This window comes from Dyella tabacisoli (genome assembly GCF_003350925.1).
Lineage (GTDB): Bacteria > Pseudomonadota > Gammaproteobacteria > Xanthomonadales > Rhodanobacteraceae > Dyella_C > Dyella_C tabacisoli.
This window is the reverse complement of the sequence record NZ_KZ857183.1, coordinates 124,633-139,703: the sequence shown is the minus strand read 5'-3', so window position 1 is coordinate 139,703 and position 15,071 is coordinate 124,633. Positions and strand designations below refer to the sequence as shown.

Annotated in this window: 9 protein-coding genes; 2 read left to right on the top strand and 7 right to left on the bottom strand. The window is 62.5% G+C overall.

The genetic code is table 11. The features are described 5' to 3' along the window. Positions 1-158: 158 nt before the first annotated feature. Both DVJ77_RS18840 and DVJ77_RS18835 read left to right on the top strand, forming a co-directional pair. Complete coding sequence (locus DVJ77_RS18840; RefSeq protein ID WP_162791574.1) at positions 159-764, top strand: OmpA family protein; 606 nt, start codon at positions 159-161, stop codon at positions 762-764. A gap of 6 nt (positions 765-770) precedes the next feature. Beyond that, positions 771-1,160, top strand: coding sequence for a DUF4280 domain-containing protein (locus DVJ77_RS18835; protein ID WP_114847076.1), 390 nt, complete (start codon positions 771-773; stop codon positions 1,158-1,160). A gap of 39 nt (positions 1,161-1,199) precedes the next feature. Here the strand turns inward: DVJ77_RS18835 and DVJ77_RS18830 are convergent, their stop codons facing one another. The 7 genes from DVJ77_RS18830 to DVJ77_RS21540 all read right to left on the bottom strand — a co-directional run bounded on the left by DVJ77_RS18830 (position 1,200) and on the right by DVJ77_RS21540 (position 15,058). Then, the gene (locus tag DVJ77_RS18830; protein ID WP_225428088.1) at positions 1,200-2,918 is read right to left on the bottom strand and encodes a DUF3300 domain-containing protein; all 1,719 of its coding nucleotides are present in this window, start codon (positions 2,916-2,918) and stop codon (positions 1,200-1,202) included. Positions 2,919-3,147: 229 nt separating this feature from the next. Continuing rightward, a complete protein-coding gene (locus tag DVJ77_RS18825; RefSeq protein ID WP_114847074.1) occupies positions 3,148-3,939 on the bottom strand; it encodes a hypothetical protein in 792 nt (263 codons plus the stop codon). A 34-nt stretch (positions 3,940-3,973) separates the two neighbouring features. Continuing rightward, the gene (locus DVJ77_RS18820) at positions 3,974-7,384 is read right to left on the bottom strand and encodes a type VI secretion system Vgr family protein (protein WP_114847073.1); all 3,411 of its coding nucleotides are present in this window, start codon (positions 7,382-7,384) and stop codon (positions 3,974-3,976) included. Between the two features lie 121 nt (positions 7,385-7,505). After that, positions 7,506-10,154, bottom strand: coding sequence for a type VI secretion system ATPase TssH (tssH, locus tag DVJ77_RS18815; protein WP_114847072.1), 2,649 nt, complete (start codon positions 10,152-10,154; stop codon positions 7,506-7,508). A gap of 11 nt (positions 10,155-10,165) precedes the next feature. Further along, a complete protein-coding gene (tssG, locus tag DVJ77_RS18810) occupies positions 10,166-11,293 on the bottom strand; it encodes a type VI secretion system baseplate subunit TssG (protein WP_114847071.1) in 1,128 nt (375 codons plus the stop codon). 1 nt (position 11,294) lies between these two features. After that, the gene (tssF, locus tag DVJ77_RS18805; RefSeq protein ID WP_114847070.1) at positions 11,295-13,130 is read right to left on the bottom strand and encodes a type VI secretion system baseplate subunit TssF; all 1,836 of its coding nucleotides are present in this window, start codon (positions 13,128-13,130) and stop codon (positions 11,295-11,297) included. Positions 13,131-13,252: 122 nt separating this feature from the next. Further along, a complete protein-coding gene (locus DVJ77_RS21540) occupies positions 13,253-15,058 on the bottom strand; it encodes an MltA domain-containing protein (RefSeq protein ID WP_225428087.1) in 1,806 nt (601 codons plus the stop codon). Positions 15,059-15,071 lie beyond the last annotated feature (13 nt).

The following is a 15,071-nucleotide window of genomic DNA, read 5'->3' as shown; positions in this document are numbered from 1 at the left end:
GCGGTTCGATACGAAGTTCGGTCTAACGACATGAGACATAGAGCGAATTGCATATCGAAAACCATGGGGCTGAACGACAGACTCCGCTACGTCCCTTTTGATGTTCAGGCACGTTTGTTTCGGCACGGCGCATGTCGCGCGGTGCCCAGGAGGATTTCATGAAAGCCATTCGCGCACTGTCCCGTTTTGCTGCTGTCCTGGTGCTCGCGTTCGCTACGGCCGCGGCGGCGCAGGATGCCGGGCAGGCCATCCCATCTTCCCCGGTGCCGTCTTCCCCGGTGCCATCTTCCCTTGCGCCATCGGTGAAATCGATCGTCGACCAACTCAAGGTGAACAAGGACGATTCGATCAACACGGGGGCGACCCGTTCCCTGCGGCTGGGCTCGGCGGCTGCAGCGACGACCGCAGCGGAGCAGCCACCGTCCGCGTCGATTTCGATGCAGATCCAGTTCGCCTTCAATTCGGATCGCATCGAGGGCGTGTCGGCGACCACGATGAGCAATCTCGCCGCGGCCTTATCTTCGGACGAGCTGAAGGGACGCCGTTTTCAAGTAGTCGGCTACACCGACGGCGTCGGTTCGGCGCTATACAACTTGCGGCTATCGCAGATGCGCGCCGTCGCCGTGAAAAATTACCTGGTCGGTCATGGTGTGGCGGCCGATCGCCTCAAGTCCGAAGGCAAAGGTGCAGGCGAACTGCTCAACAAGGCCGATCCCGCAGCGGCCGAGAATCGCCGCGTCGAGATTGTCGCCAGCGGCGGTTGAGCGGCCATGCCATTCCATGTCGTCAACGGAGCTAGCCTGATGTGCAGCTTCGGCGTGGCGCCCTCGTCGCTGGTGGTATTGCCGCTCAACAGGATGCTGTCGGGCCATCAACCGGCAGCGACGATTCAAGACCACGTGCCGATGACCAATATCATGCCGTTCGGCATGTGCATGTCCCTGGCCAATCCGCTGGTGGCGGCGGCAACAGCGGCAGCGCTGGGTGTGCTGACACCGCAACCGTGCATTCCGAACACGCCTTCGCCGTGGGTGCCCGGCGCGCCGACCGTCTTGCTGGGAAACCAGCCTTGCCTGGACAACACCTGCACCTGTCAGTGCCAGTGGGCAGGTGTTATCAACGTGACCAGCCCCGGTCAGATGACTGAGCAGATCCCCTGAGCGCAGCACCTCTTGCCACTCGCTCAACGCATCAGTCGTTCAACGAGCGTGATGGTTGTTGGTCGCGCGAGGGGGTGCGGTATGCCCACCGCCACCGGATGGACGGTTATGCGGCGAAGACGAGTGTGCCGCACTCGCCATCGGACGGTAGGCCGGTGCACTGGCATGGTTGACGTTGGCATAGTTCGGGCGAGGCGGCATATACGCATGCGGTGCCTGGTATGGCCGGTTGTTTTCAGCCGGACGATAAGACGGCGCCCGCGCGCTCTGATTGAAAGACTGGGTAGGCGCTGATACTGGTGCATGCACTGCCGAACCCGGTGCTGCAGCGAGGGGATGATTGACGCTGGCATGTTGTTGCGCGGCAAACGACTGCGGGTTGAAGCGGGTCGCGCCTGCTGTTGTATGCGCGGGCGATGCCGGGTGCATCTGTCCCAATGAGGCTGCATTGTGCAGGGAGGCAGGTGGTGAAGCGGCGTTCGCGGTGTTCACGGCTGGAGCATGGAGATTCGCCGTCATGGCGCGCTGGCGAAATCCCGGTGCAGTCATGGCATGGGAGAAGCTAGGCATGCTCATCGTGTTGAAGTTGGGCCGCGTAGCCATATGCTGCGCCATTGGGGTTGGCATATGGGCGGCAGCCGTGGCTGGGTGGAAGGCGCTACTCGTCATCGAAGCACCGGGTGCGAACGGCGTATGCGGAGTATGCGCAAACGCTGCGCCGCCGCCAACACCGGGTGGCATGCGTTGGACGGTATTGCCGAAGTGATTACCGCTACCGAAGTGATTGATGACCGTAGTCGAATGCGAGATGTACGTCTGGTTGTTATAGACCACCGCGGGGCCGCGATAACCCCAGCCCCGATCACCCCAGCCTCGATAACCCCAGCCGTGAAAACGCGGTCCCCAGTGGATACCCCACGCGCCCCAGCCCCAGGGGTGTCCGAAGCTGAAGCCGATGGCAATGCCGAGACCGAAGCCGAGGCCGCCATAGTACGGACCGTAGTAGATGGGTCGAGGCCAGGCGTAGGCGTAGCCGGGATACAGCGCGATGGGTTCACCGTAGATCACGGCAGGATCGTAGGTGGGTACATAAACCACATCGGGATTCGACGGAACGATTTCGATTACCCGTGATGGCGCAGGCACCACGGCAGGCCCGGCATAGACCGGTGGATCGTCTGTCACTACCGGCTCGGGCGCCGCATTATCGGCGTGACTGGGCATGCTTACCACGTTCAAGTACGCATTCGACTTCAGGTGACCGGCGGCAGCGGCTTGCTCGCGCAAGGCCTGGATCGCGTTCATCACATCGGTCGGGTCGTTGACGTAGGCATCGCCCAGAGCCGTGGTCCAAGGCAGGTTGCCGGCCATCTGGTGCAGCACTTCGGGGAAGGTGGTGAGCGACTTGACGCTGGGGTCCCAGGGTTGCGGATCGACCGCGTTCTGCAGGGCCGAACCTTTAAGGCCGGGGTTTTGCGACTGCCAGTCATAGGCGGCGCTGATCTGATCGGGATAGGTGGCGCCGGCAAGTACCTGCGCTACCAACTTGTCGGGAAAGATCGCGATCGGCGCTACTAGCTGCCGTAGTTGCTCAGCCGTCGGCGGTACATAAGTGCTTTGCGGGGCGGTGGCAGGCGGCGGTGTAGGAGTAGTCGAGGCGGGTGAGGGTGCTTGTGCGTTGTCGCCCGAGTTGGGACAGCCACTGAGCAAGGCGGTGCAAACGCACACAGTCAGTAGGGCAGGAGTGAGTTTGTTCATGCGCGCTAGCATCGACTTTGTTCCTCGATTGAAGTGCCTTGCCGGGGCTTCGGACCAGGACGCATGCAAACTCAATGTCCCTATGGTCTCGACGGTACAAGTCGGAGAACGTCAGCGTGTCGGCATAGTTGACCGGCGGACGCACCGCAGCAAGAAGCATTCAGCGCTGATTGATGCGTGGTTTATCGACGCCGAGTTTATCGACGCTGAAATAATCGCAAGATTTCGATCAGCCGCGCGAAATAATCCATGCGCCTTTGACCTTGGATGCATAGACTTCGATGGACAACTCGACATCGTCACCATCGAAAAGAACGGCTGGCTGCATCCATCCACGCTGCACATGCCAGGCCTTGCCGGCGGCTACGGGGACGAACATGGCTTGTTCGGGTTGCAGGTGCGGTGGAGCTTTTGGTGACTTGGTGAAACTCGCGACGAGATTGCCGGCGGAAGTTTTCACGGCCTCGGGGGCCTGCATTCGTGCTCTCGCCTCGTCTTCGAGCCGGTAGTCGAGTAGCTGCAGCACTTTGGCGCGGTCTTGGCTGGCAAGCGCGTCGATCAGCGCATTGACCAGGGCGGCGATGTGAATCCGGTCTTGCGCTTGAATCCGTTCGACGCGCTCGGCTTCGAGCCATAGCTTGGTTGCCACCGGCTGCAGGGCAGGGATGGGGGCCATCACCGGCAACGGAAGCACCGCCGGCCTTGACGGATTGGGCCAGCGGTACGTAGCGAGCGGTGGCTGGTCGAGCACGATCGAGCCGCTTTCATCGGCGGTGATAAGTTCCAGATGGACAAAGGCATCCGCACCGCCGGCGGGGCTGCCGTCGGGAAGCACGCCGCCGGGCGGTTGAAAGATCAGGCCGGTAATCAGATTGCCTTCCGGCATGATCCATTCGTTGATCGGCCGGTAGAAGCTGCGGCCTTCGCCGGTATCGTCATGCAACGTGGTCGATCCATTGATGCCACAGGACACTGCGATGCCGTAGCTGCGCGCATGAAGTACGTAGCGGGGGTTGCTCATGCGGGTACTCCTGGTCGGGATGCGCGTTGGCGAGTCATGGGGGTAGCAGGCGCCAGTCGGGCGGCGACGGGTCGGATGGATCGGGCCAGATGCGGTATGGGTCAAGTACCTGCCAGTTGAGCAGCCCTTTCTTGACCTTCAAGCGCATGAGATTGAATTCAATATCGATCTTGATAGTCAGTCCCTTGAAATCGATGGCCGGGGCCATGTGCAGCCCGTCGGCTTTGATGGAGAAATCGCCCGAGATTTCGAACGGTGCTTCGCCCTTGCCGCTGAGGACGACATTGACGACATCGGGAGGGCCGACGCGATAGATCAGATCGGCGTGTATGGTCGCGGTGCCCTTGAGCTTGGCCGACGGCGCGATCTCTTCGCCGCCACTGGGAAAGAATTTCTTCTTGATGTCGCAGTCCAGACCGATGCTGAGCTTTAGCCCCAGCGAAAGCGTCAGCGCCGCGAGAATATCGAGTATCGAGTCTTTGCCGATCTTCAGATCGTCCAGAAAATCGAAGACTTCCATGCTGGCGTTGAACGGAATGCCGGCGAACGTAAGGCCCGCCGCCAGCAGCAGATCGCGCAGGTTGGCCGTTCCCACGCCATCGGCCGAGACAAAGGTGATGCCCGCCTTGGCCTGTACGAAAAAATAGGCGCGCCAGTCGCTGTTTTCACTCCAGCCCCAGACCAGGCTGAAACTTCCGCTGGGTCCCTTGAAGCTTATGCTGGCCTTCAATCCGTACTTCTGCTGCGTGGACAGGTTGTCGTTGCCGAAGAGCTTCTTGATTAGATCCTCGAACATCAGCACGTCGATCGTGCCGGAGTACTCGATGCTCGGGTAGGCCTCCACCGTCCATGAAAGCTGGTTGTCGTCGCAGCCTTTGCCGTAGACGTAGTAGATGTCGGGCTTGAATGGATACGGCCACCAGCTATCGCAGATAGGTGCAGGCACGTCGAATGACTGGCTTGCGCCGCCGCTGAAATCGGCCGCTGTCGGCGCGGAGGGAGAACGGAGGATGGCTGTGTGGATCGGGCCTGTCGATCCATCGACGGCGGTGCCGTTGAGCTTGATAGTGTCCTTGCCACCGCTTTTCTTTTTGCCGCTAAAGGTCACTTTGATCGAATCGACCTTGTAGGAAACCGAGGTCTCCAGCGCACCGGTGTTGGGCACGACTTGCAGAATGCGGCTAGCCGGGTCCGGGTGCCGTGCCCCGTGCGCGCAGCTCAGATCGAGTGTCTTGATACTGCAGTTCTTCTCCGGCACCGGTGGAACCACGGGCACGGGTGGAATTACCGGAAGCTTGGGCGGTTTGGGTGGCGTCCATGTCGGTGGATTGGCCGGATCGACGGTGTGGCTGGTGTGCCCATGGTGGGCCGCGCCACCACCATGTCCCGACTCGCCCGGCGTACCGCAACTGCAGGCGTTCGGCTCGACCGGATCTTGCATGACAAGCGCGCCGGCCGGCTTGGCCGGCTCCGCGCCCTGGGCGCTGCCACCGCAGTTGATTTTGACCATCGGCCCTTCGATATCGATGCCGTCGGGCTTGATGGTGATGAAGCTGCCGCCGCACTTGAGGGTGATGCCTCCGTCCGAAGCTTCCAGCACGATGCTGCCGCCGCGTACTTTCAGATCGGAGGCGACCTCCATCACCAATGTATCGCTCTTGATGTTGATGCCCGATTCGACGACCAGTGAGTAGTTTTTGGCGTTGATGTCGATCAGTTGCGCGACCCGTTGGGTCAGCGAGCCTTTGAAGTCCTGGCGGACGTCTCCGCCGACGGCCAGATCCATATCGCTGCCGATACTTTGGTACCAGCGCTCTTTGGTGATGAAGTTCAGATCCTTGCCGATGGAAAGGTCGAAGTCTTTACCGACACGCAGATCGCGTTCGCCGCCGTTTCTCTCGCAGAAGACGTCGTTCACACACACGTCCATGCGGTTCTGGGCGTGCATCATTAGCTGCTCGTGGCCCTTTTTATCTTCAAAGCGAAACTCATTGAAGCCGTGGGGGCCTTTGCTGGAGTTGCTCTTGAGGGTCGATATCGTGGCGTGCGCAGGCAGCCCGTAAGGGGTGTGGTTGTCGCCGTTGTAGACGCATCCGGTGACCAGCGGCCGGTCCGGGTCGCCTTCAATAAAATCCACCACCACTTCCATGCCCACGCGGGGCAGAAAGAATGCGCCCCAACCGCGCCCGGCCCAGCCCTGTGCCACGCGGACGAAACACGAGCTTTTATCGTCGTTCTTGCTGTGGCGATCCCAATGAAAGTGCAGTTTGATCCGGCCGTACTGGTCGGTATAAATCTCCTCTTTGGGCGGGCCGGTGACCACGGCGGTCTGCGGCCCCGGCATGCGTGTCCTGGGGGTCAGTAGCGGCGAGCGATAGGGCACATCGTTGGGAATGGCCGAGAAGTCGTTTCGATAACTGCTGCCACCATCGCCATCGAGGTTATTGCTGCCATGGTGTTCCACCTTGACGACCAGGTAGCGCCGGTTGAAATCCTCGTCGGGATGTTCTTCCACATCGAACATATAGCCGGCGGTAAGCAGGCGGACGTCGCTTTCCCCGGACAAGGTTTCGTGCTCGGCTTCTTCGGCCTCCATCAGCAGGCGCGCGATCGCTTCCCCTTCGTTGTGCTGGGTATGGCCTGCGGGCGTGACGAAACGCTCGAAGTCGCCGTTATCGCCTATCCGCACCAACGAATCGGCACTGCCGATCAAGTCGGCGGCTGGCTTCTCGAAGTTGTAGTCGTGGGTGACGAAGCGGCCGCTGCGGATGCGCTCTTGCCGGTTCAGGCTGGAAATCGTATCGCCTTCCTGAAAGCTTCCATGCAGGCCGAAACGCACCTGCGCCGGATCGAGCGGCGGATTGCGATCGTTGTTATCGGTCAGCACCAGTGTTTCGGTTTTTTCTTCGTGCCGGAAGTAGTAGTAAATACCCGCGCGCTCCAACAGGCGGGCGATGAAGTTGAAGTTGCTCTCGCGGTACTGGGTGCAATACACCAGCGGCTCATGAGTCCCGGTGAGCTGCAGCTCGTAGTCGCTGAACCGGAACTCGGCGAAGATCGCTTCGACGATGTCGGGAACGCTCTGATTCTGGAAGATGCGGCAGTCTTCGTGCAGCGTCATCAACCACAGCCAGGGCACGACTTCGCAGTGGTAGGTAGTAAGCGTTTCGTCCGTGGCGCCGGGAGCCTGGCGCGTACCCAGCCGGGTGAAACTGGACACCAGGCCGGTCCAATGACGTTCCGCGTCGGCGGTCTCGATGCGTAAGGTCACGCGTTTGCCGATCAGCTTGTCCGGGGTGATGTCGTCGCGCTCGGACAGCAGGGTCAGCTTGAAATGGAAGGGGCGCGATAGCTGCTCGCTGCCTTCGAATGTCTGGATCAGCAATTCATCCTCACCCAGCGGCGTACCCAGGGTGAAGGTGCGTTCGCGAGTGGTGAACGGCATGGCGGCGGGTACTTGGCGAGATTGTGCCTATCGTGCGGATTCGCCCGCGCCGCGCCTATTCGCGGGAAGGCCTAGGCCGAGTGGCTATGGTTATACCGATCGTTCGCCAGCGCTCCTCAGCTCAGGCTCCTGACAAGGTGTAGGTGAAGCTGCCGTCCTCCACCACGCTCGCCTGGATATGCCGCACCGCCTCGCCGCGTCCCATTCGCTCCAGCACTTCGCCGGCGATCTCGGGGAGCAAGCTGCCGCTGAGAATGTTGTCGATGTTGCGGGCGCCGGAATCTACCTCGGTGCAGCGGGCGGCGATGGTGTCGACCAGGGCATCGTCATAGGCGAAGTGGGCGCCGTGATTGCTGGCGATACGGCGGGCGATCTTGCTCAGTTTCAGGCGCACGATCTTTTTCATGTTTTCGTCGCGCAACGGATAGAACGGTATCACCGTGGTGCGGCCGATAAAGGCGGGCTTGAAGTACTCCTGCAGTTCGGGGCGCAGCAGTTCGTTGAGTTGTTCGGTGGTGGGAACCACGCCCTGGATCGAACACGCCTGCATGATTAGCCCGGTGCCGGCATTGGAGGTGAGGATGATGATGGTGTTCTTGAAGTCGATTTCGCGTCCTTCGCCGTCTTCCATCACGCCCTTGTCGAAGACCTGAAAGAACAGCTCCAGCACATCCGGGTGGGCTTTCTCGATTTCATCCAGCAACACTACGGAGTAGGGGCGCCGACGCACCGCTTCGGTCAGCACGCCGCCTTCGCCGTAGCCCACATAGCCGGGTGGGGAGCCCTTGAGGCTGGAGACGGTGTGCGCCTCCTGGTACTCGCTCATGTTGATGGTAATCATGTTGCGTTCGCCGCCGTAGAGAATGTCGGCCAGCGCAATCGCTGTTTCGGTCTTGCCGACGCCCGACGTGCCGACCAGCAGAAATACGCCCTTGGGCTTGTGCGGATCTTCAAGATTGGCGCGTGATGTACGTACGCGCTGGGCGATGGCTTCGAGCGCGTGGCTTTGGCCGATGACGCGTTCTTCCAATTGCTCACGCAGCTTGAGAATGGTCTGGATCTCGTCCGCCACCATCTTGCCGACCGGGATGCCGGTCCAGGCGGCGATGATCTGCGCGGCGCTGTTGGCATCGACCAAGGCGTGGACCATGGGCGACGGGCCCTGCACGGCTTTGAGCTGTGCGCGAAGCTGATTGAGTTCGTCCACGGCCGCTGCGTGCTCCGGTGCCTCGGCTGCCAACGCCTCGACGGCATCGAGCCTGGCATGGATCTGGCTGACCAGATCCAGCTCCTGCTTCCAGCGCGCCTCCAGTGTTTCGAGGTTGTTCTTGAGTGCGGCTATTTCAGCGTCGATCTCGGCGACGCGCTTGCCGTGGTCGCTGCCGCCAGTGGCCTCTTTGAGCAGTTGTTCCCGCTCGGTGGACAGGGCCTCCCATCGCTTGCGCGCATCTTCGACCGGCGCCGGAATGGCATTCAGGCCGATGCCGATCCTGGCGCATGCGGTATCGAGCACGCTTACCGCCTTGTCGGGCAACTGGCGGCCGACGATGTAGCGCGCGGACAACTTCACCGCCTCGGTCACCGCCTCGTCGAGTACCCGTACCTTGTGATGCTGCGCCATGGCCTTGGCTACGCCGCGCAACATGGTCACGGCCTTGGCCTCGTCGGGTTCTTCCACTTTCACCACCTGGAAGCGGCGGGTCAGAGCGGCATCTTTCTCGAAATACTTCTTGTACTCGCCCCAGGTGGTAGCGGCGATGGTGCGCAGTTCGCCGCGGGCCAAGGCCGGCTTGAGCAGGTTGGCCGCGTCGTTCTGGCCGGCCTGGCCGCCCGCGCCGATCAGAGTGTGCGCCTCGTCGATGAACATGATGATCGGTTTGCTGCTGGCCTTGACCTCATCGATCACGCCCTTCAGGCGGTTCTCGAACTCGCCCTTGACGCTGGCGCCGGCCTGCAGCATTCCCAGATCCAGCGAAAGCAGCTCGACGTTCTTCAGGATCGGCGGCACGTCACCGATGGCGATGCGCGCGGCAAGCCCTTCGACCACGGCGGTTTTGCCTACGCCGGGTTCGCCGGTAAGGATCGGGCTGTTCTGCCGGCGGCGGGTAAGCACGTCGACCATTTGGCGAATTTCCTCATCGCGTCCAAGCACGCTGTCGAGCTTGCCTTCGCGCGCGCGCTGCGTGAGGTTGCTGCAGTATTTGTCGAGATGAGGCGTGGCGCTGGGCTTGCCTCCCTCGATAGGGCTCGCTTGGGAACGGCCATCGCTATCGCCATCGCCGAAGCTGCGCGCTTCGCGGGCTTCCACCGAGGCTTCGACCAGTGCATGAAAATGCTGGCGCAGGGTTTCGATATGGATGTCCGCCAGCGATTTGGCCGGTACCAGCCGGCGCAGTGCGGGTACCGCGATCAGTGCTACCAGCAGGTGACCGCTGCGTATTCGCGTTTCGCCGAACTCGATGGAGGCGTAAGTCCAGGCCTGTTCCAGCAACTCGGGGATATGCGCAGACAATGCCGGCGTGCGGGTATTGCCGGTCTTGAAGCCGTCGAGGATCTGGCTGAGTTCTCGTTCCAGCTTTTCGGGGGCGATATCGAACTGGCGCAGAATGCGGCGGATGTCGCTGTTATCGACCTCCAGCAACTTCATCAGCACATGTTCGATGTCTACATCGTGGTGCGTGCGCGACAGGCACAGGCCGGCGGCCCCCTCCATCGCGCCTCGGCAAGTGGTGTTCAGTCGCGCCACCAGCGCGCGCAGGTTTACCGCCATGACCTATCTCCTCACAAACCCATGAATACGAAACGACACTCGTCGGCCGGTTGCTCGCTGCGACGCCCGCCAAGCCAGCAGTTCCAGCCAATGCGCGCAGGTTGGCGGCCGCCGATGCGTGCCGCCGGCACCGCCTCGGCGCGCAATAGCAATTGGATGTCCAAATCAAGCGCTAGCCCGGTGAGAAAGCGCAGCAGTTCGACCACCGCGCCAAGCAGCTCGCGATGTGGCAGCAACGCATCGAAACGGCGCAGGCTCAGCGGTCCGATGCGCAGGCGCACCGTGGTTTGTCGATCCCAATAGCGATGGCCCAGCACGCAGCCGTCGCCGAAGCGCTGGTTGCTTCGCCCTAGGCGGGTGCGGTCGGCGCGGGGGATGCTCTGCCAGGTGCCGTGACAGCCGATCAGATCGACCGCGGCCCCGACGACGTCGCCGACGACCTGAGTCAACGCGCCTACGCCATGCGGCCGCTGTGCCACCAAGCCGCTGTAGTAACCCAGCGCGGTACCCGGCAGCTTGTGCTTGTGCGTATCGCTGCGATGAGGTCGCGCCAATGCATGCAGGGCAGGCGTGCCCAGGCCGATCAGATCGTAGACATGCCGCAGTATGTGGTGGCCGCCATTGATGCGGTGCGCGCCGAACTCCTCGCTCAGCTCGGTGCGATGCTTGGCCCAGGCGCGCCAGAACAGACCGATCAGACGATGGTTGAAGATATCCAGAAAGTCGCGGGCGGCGGGATCGCGCGCTTTATGCAGCGCGATCAGCCATTCGGTGTAGTGCCTGGGAAGCACGCCGGAAGGGCCGGTGAGTCCGACGAAGTTCACGCTCATGCTGTAGCGCGCGGCGTGTTCCGCCGCGCCGGCATCATGCACCAGCGAGTGCAGTTCGCTCGGCGGAAAGCTCAGGCTCGCCGGCACCGTAAAGCGCAACGGTTCACGAAGACCGGCAGCGCCCGAACGAGGCGGCACGCCGTGCACGTGATAAAGCAGGCGCACCGCCTGAAAGAAACCGTAGCGATGAGGTTCGCTCAGCAGGCCGTCCAGCGGGGCGCGCGCAGCCAGGCCGGGCAGGCCGGGCGAACCAACCGGCAGCGGCGCCATGATGACCGTGGATTCGGCGGGAGCCTGGCGGTCTTCCATGTCAGACCAACGGCTGCGCGCCGGTGCGCGGCGCAAAGGTCGCCAGCGGCTCTTCGCGTTGCAGGCTGTGCGCGGTCAGGCGCGTATACGAGTTGGCGGTGCAATACAGCCCGAAAAACAGCTCCAGTACGCGCGCCAGCAGATAGGCCCCGGAGCCGACGTATTGTTCCTCATCGAAGCTCAGTTCGATCTCGGTGCCGCGTACGAACGATTGCCGCGGCGCCTTGCCGATCCGTCCCAGCGAAGGCCGGCTCTTGACCTCGACGATGCCGGCGATCTGCTTGCGCAAGGTGGCCGAGTCGGCGAAGTTGTAGAGGCTCAGGATCTCCAGCAGGGCGTCGCGGCCACCCTCGACGATCGACAGATGATTGAGCGAAAGGTGCGAGATCAGCCGCCATTGATTGGCCAAGCGCATCGGCGCACGCCAGGTCGGCGTGGGCTTCTTCAACAAGCGTGCATGGCCGATGATGCCGCCGTCCTCCACTTGCAGGGCGCTCTCTTCACCACCGAACGGCAGCAGTGACGGCAGGTCGCGATTGGTGCAGGTGATCGACAGCGACAGTGTTTCCACGGCGGGGACGCACGGGTCCATGGCGCGATCGACCAGGGCGATCGCGATCTCGGTGCCATCGTCGTTGGGGCGTGCCGATGGCAGGCGTTGTGCGTACCAGTAGCAACCCTTGTCCTCGCTGCCGAGGCCGTGGCGGGTGGAGAAGAACGGCAGGAACTCGGTGCCGACGGCGGTCTCGCCACTGCGGGTCAGGCGTTGCACGCGATCGATGGAATAGACCTCTAAACCCAAGGGTCTGCGCACGTCGGGAATCACCGGATACTGGCTCAGCTCCTGGCTCACGCGGATCGGCTCGGCCTGCTGGGTGAACAGGTTGACGATCGGTGTGCAGTGCAGGCGAAAGCTGTCCCGGTTGACGGTCTGCTCCATGCGCGCCGCACGCTCCGGCCGGCCGAACGTGCGCAGGGCGATGCGCAGTTCTATCGCGCGGTTGAAGCGTTTGAGATCGAGTCCATCGATATCGACGAACAGAAATTTTTCCGGCAGCGTGAAATATTCCTGCAGCAGACGGTAGCCGAGAAAACTGCGTGGATCGTAGTCGAGCAGTCCATCGTCGGTATCGAAGCCGACGGCCTTGATGCTTTCGGCGCCCAGCGTCTGCCCGGCCACCTGAGCTTCACCATCCGGCGCCACCACCGACACCGCCTCGACGTTGTTGAGCAGCAGCTCGTGCAGCGCATGCACCAGCGGGCTCTCGCCGTCGAGATAAAAGCGCAGGCGTCGGATGTCCAGCGCGGCAAAGTTGGTTTTGCCGACGACTTCCAGACGAATGCGCACCGTGGCCGCCACATGAGCGCCTCGCAAGGCAAAGGCCGAGCGCTCGACCGGTTCGAAGGCTGCTTCGCTCACCTGCACCGGCCACACGTCCACCGGGTAGGCCGTGCGATAACGCACCGGCATGCCCTGCACGGCACGGGTCAACAAAGGCGTGCCGCGCGGCAGCGATTGGACGCCGCTCAGTTGCGCGTCGGCGGTAGCGGCGAGCTGGGCGATCGACATCGACGGTATCGGCCGCAGATAGTGCGGGTACAACACCGACAGCAGGGCTTCGGTGATCTGCGGAAAGTCATCGTCCAGTTTCTTGTGGATGCGCGAGGCGATGAAGGCGAAGGATTCGATCAGCCGCTCGACATGCGGGTCTTCGCAGACATCGCCTTCCAGCGCCAGCCGCGCGGCGATTTTCGGGTAGCGCGCGGCGAACTCTTTCGACAGCGAGCGCAGGCTGGTCAACTCGTTTTCGTAGTAAGGAAGCAGTTCGTCGAGCATGGCCACGGCGATGGTCGCGGCCCTTGCCGCGTTCTATCGAAGTCTCGAACGATGAGGCACCGGGCGATATTCACCGGAGGGTCTAGAACCTATGGCGGTGGGTAGCACCGCAGCGTGTCCGTTTAGTTCTCTACGCAGCTTTCGTTGTCTGGAATCACACAGTCGGGAGCCGTGGCCGAGCTACCCAGGCTGCGCGTGCGTACTCGCGGATTGAGCGCGCCCAGCGTCAGCCCCTTGGGCAGCAGCAGCCACATGCGGCCGTTGGCGTTCATCGCCGCGGCCATGTTGCCGGCGTCGTCGCCGAAACCCCAGAAGAAGTCGCCACGCACGCTGCCGCGGATCGCACCGCCGGTATCCTGGGCGAACATCAGCCGATCGATCGTGCCCGCGCCGCGCGGCGCCGCCGTAGTGACGAACACCGGTGCGCCAAGCGGCGTGGTACGCGGGTCGACGGCCAATGAGCGACCGGCGGTGAGCGGCACGCCCAATGCGCCCAATGGTCCCTGCGGGCCATCCGCGATCACGCGGAAGAACACATAGCTGGGGTCGCCGATGCCACTGCCGACACCGATTCCATTGGGCTTGGTTTTCTTGTGTGCCGGATCGACAGTCAATCGCGCCGCCTCGCTACCGGTGGTGGCGACCACTGGCTTGCTGGTCGAGCTGGCGGGTGCCTTGCCCAGCAGTTGAGCGATCATGGCTTGCACGCGTGGATCGCGAGCATCGGGCGCCGGTGGATCGGCAAGCACCGGTGCAGTGGCGGGGTGTGGACTGTCGCCGTTTCGTCCCAGCCGGTCGATCATGGATTGGACGGTCCTTGATTGGACGATCTTTGATGGGGCGATCCTTGATGGGATCTGCGCATTGTTAGCGGGTGTCGGCACCGTGGCTTGGGATACGTTGCCTGTCGAGTGATCGCCACTGCGTTTGAGCTGGGCAATGATCGCGCTCACATCGTCGTTCGCGGTCGCCGCCGTGCCTGCGGCCGCCGCCGCCCCAAGACGCAGACCGCGAGTCTTGATCGCGCTGCCGGCCAGCGCCGTGTCACTGGGCGAGGCATTCGGCAGAAACGGCTGCCCGTTCTGCTCGGCATAGGCTACGCGGATCAAATTGCCGTTCTGCAGGCGAATCTTGCCCGAGCCCTGCACTTGCATGGAGTACAGCGCGTAAGCGTCATCCACCCAGGCGATCACGTCGGCGTCGACTCCCTGCGTTTCGATCTGCTGGCGGTTGTAGTAGGGCACGATGCGCTCGCCGTCGATGCGTACGCGATAGCGTTTGTCGGCGACGCCTGGGCTGTTGTCTTCAAGCGCCAGTTCATAGTCGTGAGCATCACCGCTGCCAGGGGCGGCCGCGAGCAGTCGGTTGCCGTCGATGCGAAAGGCTTGCCGACGGGCGCCGCTCAGTGAGCGCGCATCCAACTGATAGAGGTCGCGAGGCTGGGCGTAGACCGGGTAGCGAAAATGATCGCTGCGTTCGGTACTGCCATCCAGTTGCGGCTCGTAGTAGCCGGTGATGCGGCCGTCCACGGACGTGTCCGGGTTCATTACCTGATAGACCTGAAAATGGGCCTCGAAAAAGTGCCGTGCCGCATCGTCGCTGCTGCCATCGGTCTGGGTCAGCTCGGTACACGCGGCGCTCCAGGCATCCTTGCGCGCCAGTACCCCGCAGCTACGGCTGAATACGTCGAGGCTTTCGCGCACCGTGTCCGTATGCCATCCCGGAATGCTCTCGAACGGCACCGGTTGAAAGCGTGCGTACTTGGTGGCGAAAGGCTGGCCCAGGTCCGCAGCGCCGGCCAGTGGAGCGGATGACGATGCCGGCGACGGAACTGTTTGTGCAGAGGCGGCGATACTGCCGCAGAGCAGCAGTATGCGGACGCAGCCGGTGAGCGCGTGATCGATATGGATGCGACGTCGCAGCGACATGATGGTCTCCCTT

What these genes read in the sequence shown, in the direction of transcription:
- DVJ77_RS18840 (WP_162791574.1), top strand. Translation starts at nt 159, where the DNA reads ATGAAAGCCATTCGCGCACTGTCCCGTTTTGCTGCTGTCCTGGTGCTC.
- DVJ77_RS18835 (WP_114847076.1), top strand. Translation starts at nt 771, where the DNA reads ATGCCATTCCATGTCGTCAACGGAGCTAGCCTGATGTGCAGCTTCGGC.
- DVJ77_RS18830 (WP_225428088.1), bottom strand. Translation starts at nt 2,918, where the DNA reads ATGAACAAACTCACTCCTGCCCTACTGACTGTGTGCGTTTGCACCGCC.
- DVJ77_RS18825 (WP_114847074.1), bottom strand. Translation starts at nt 3,939, where the DNA reads ATGAGCAACCCCCGCTACGTACTTCATGCGCGCAGCTACGGCATCGCA.
- DVJ77_RS18820 (WP_114847073.1), bottom strand. Translation starts at nt 7,384, where the DNA reads ATGCCGTTCACCACTCGCGAACGCACCTTCACCCTGGGTACGCCGCTG.
- tssH (WP_114847072.1), bottom strand. Translation starts at nt 10,154, where the DNA reads ATGGCGGTAAACCTGCGCGCGCTGGTGGCGCGACTGAACACCACTTGC.
- tssG (WP_114847071.1), bottom strand. Translation starts at nt 11,293, where the DNA reads ATGGAAGACCGCCAGGCTCCCGCCGAATCCACGGTCATCATGGCGCCG.
- tssF (WP_114847070.1), bottom strand. Translation starts at nt 13,130, where the DNA reads ATGCTCGACGAACTGCTTCCTTACTACGAAAACGAGTTGACCAGCCTG.
- DVJ77_RS21540 (WP_225428087.1), bottom strand. Translation starts at nt 15,058, where the DNA reads ATGTCGCTGCGACGTCGCATCCATATCGATCACGCGCTCACCGGCTGC.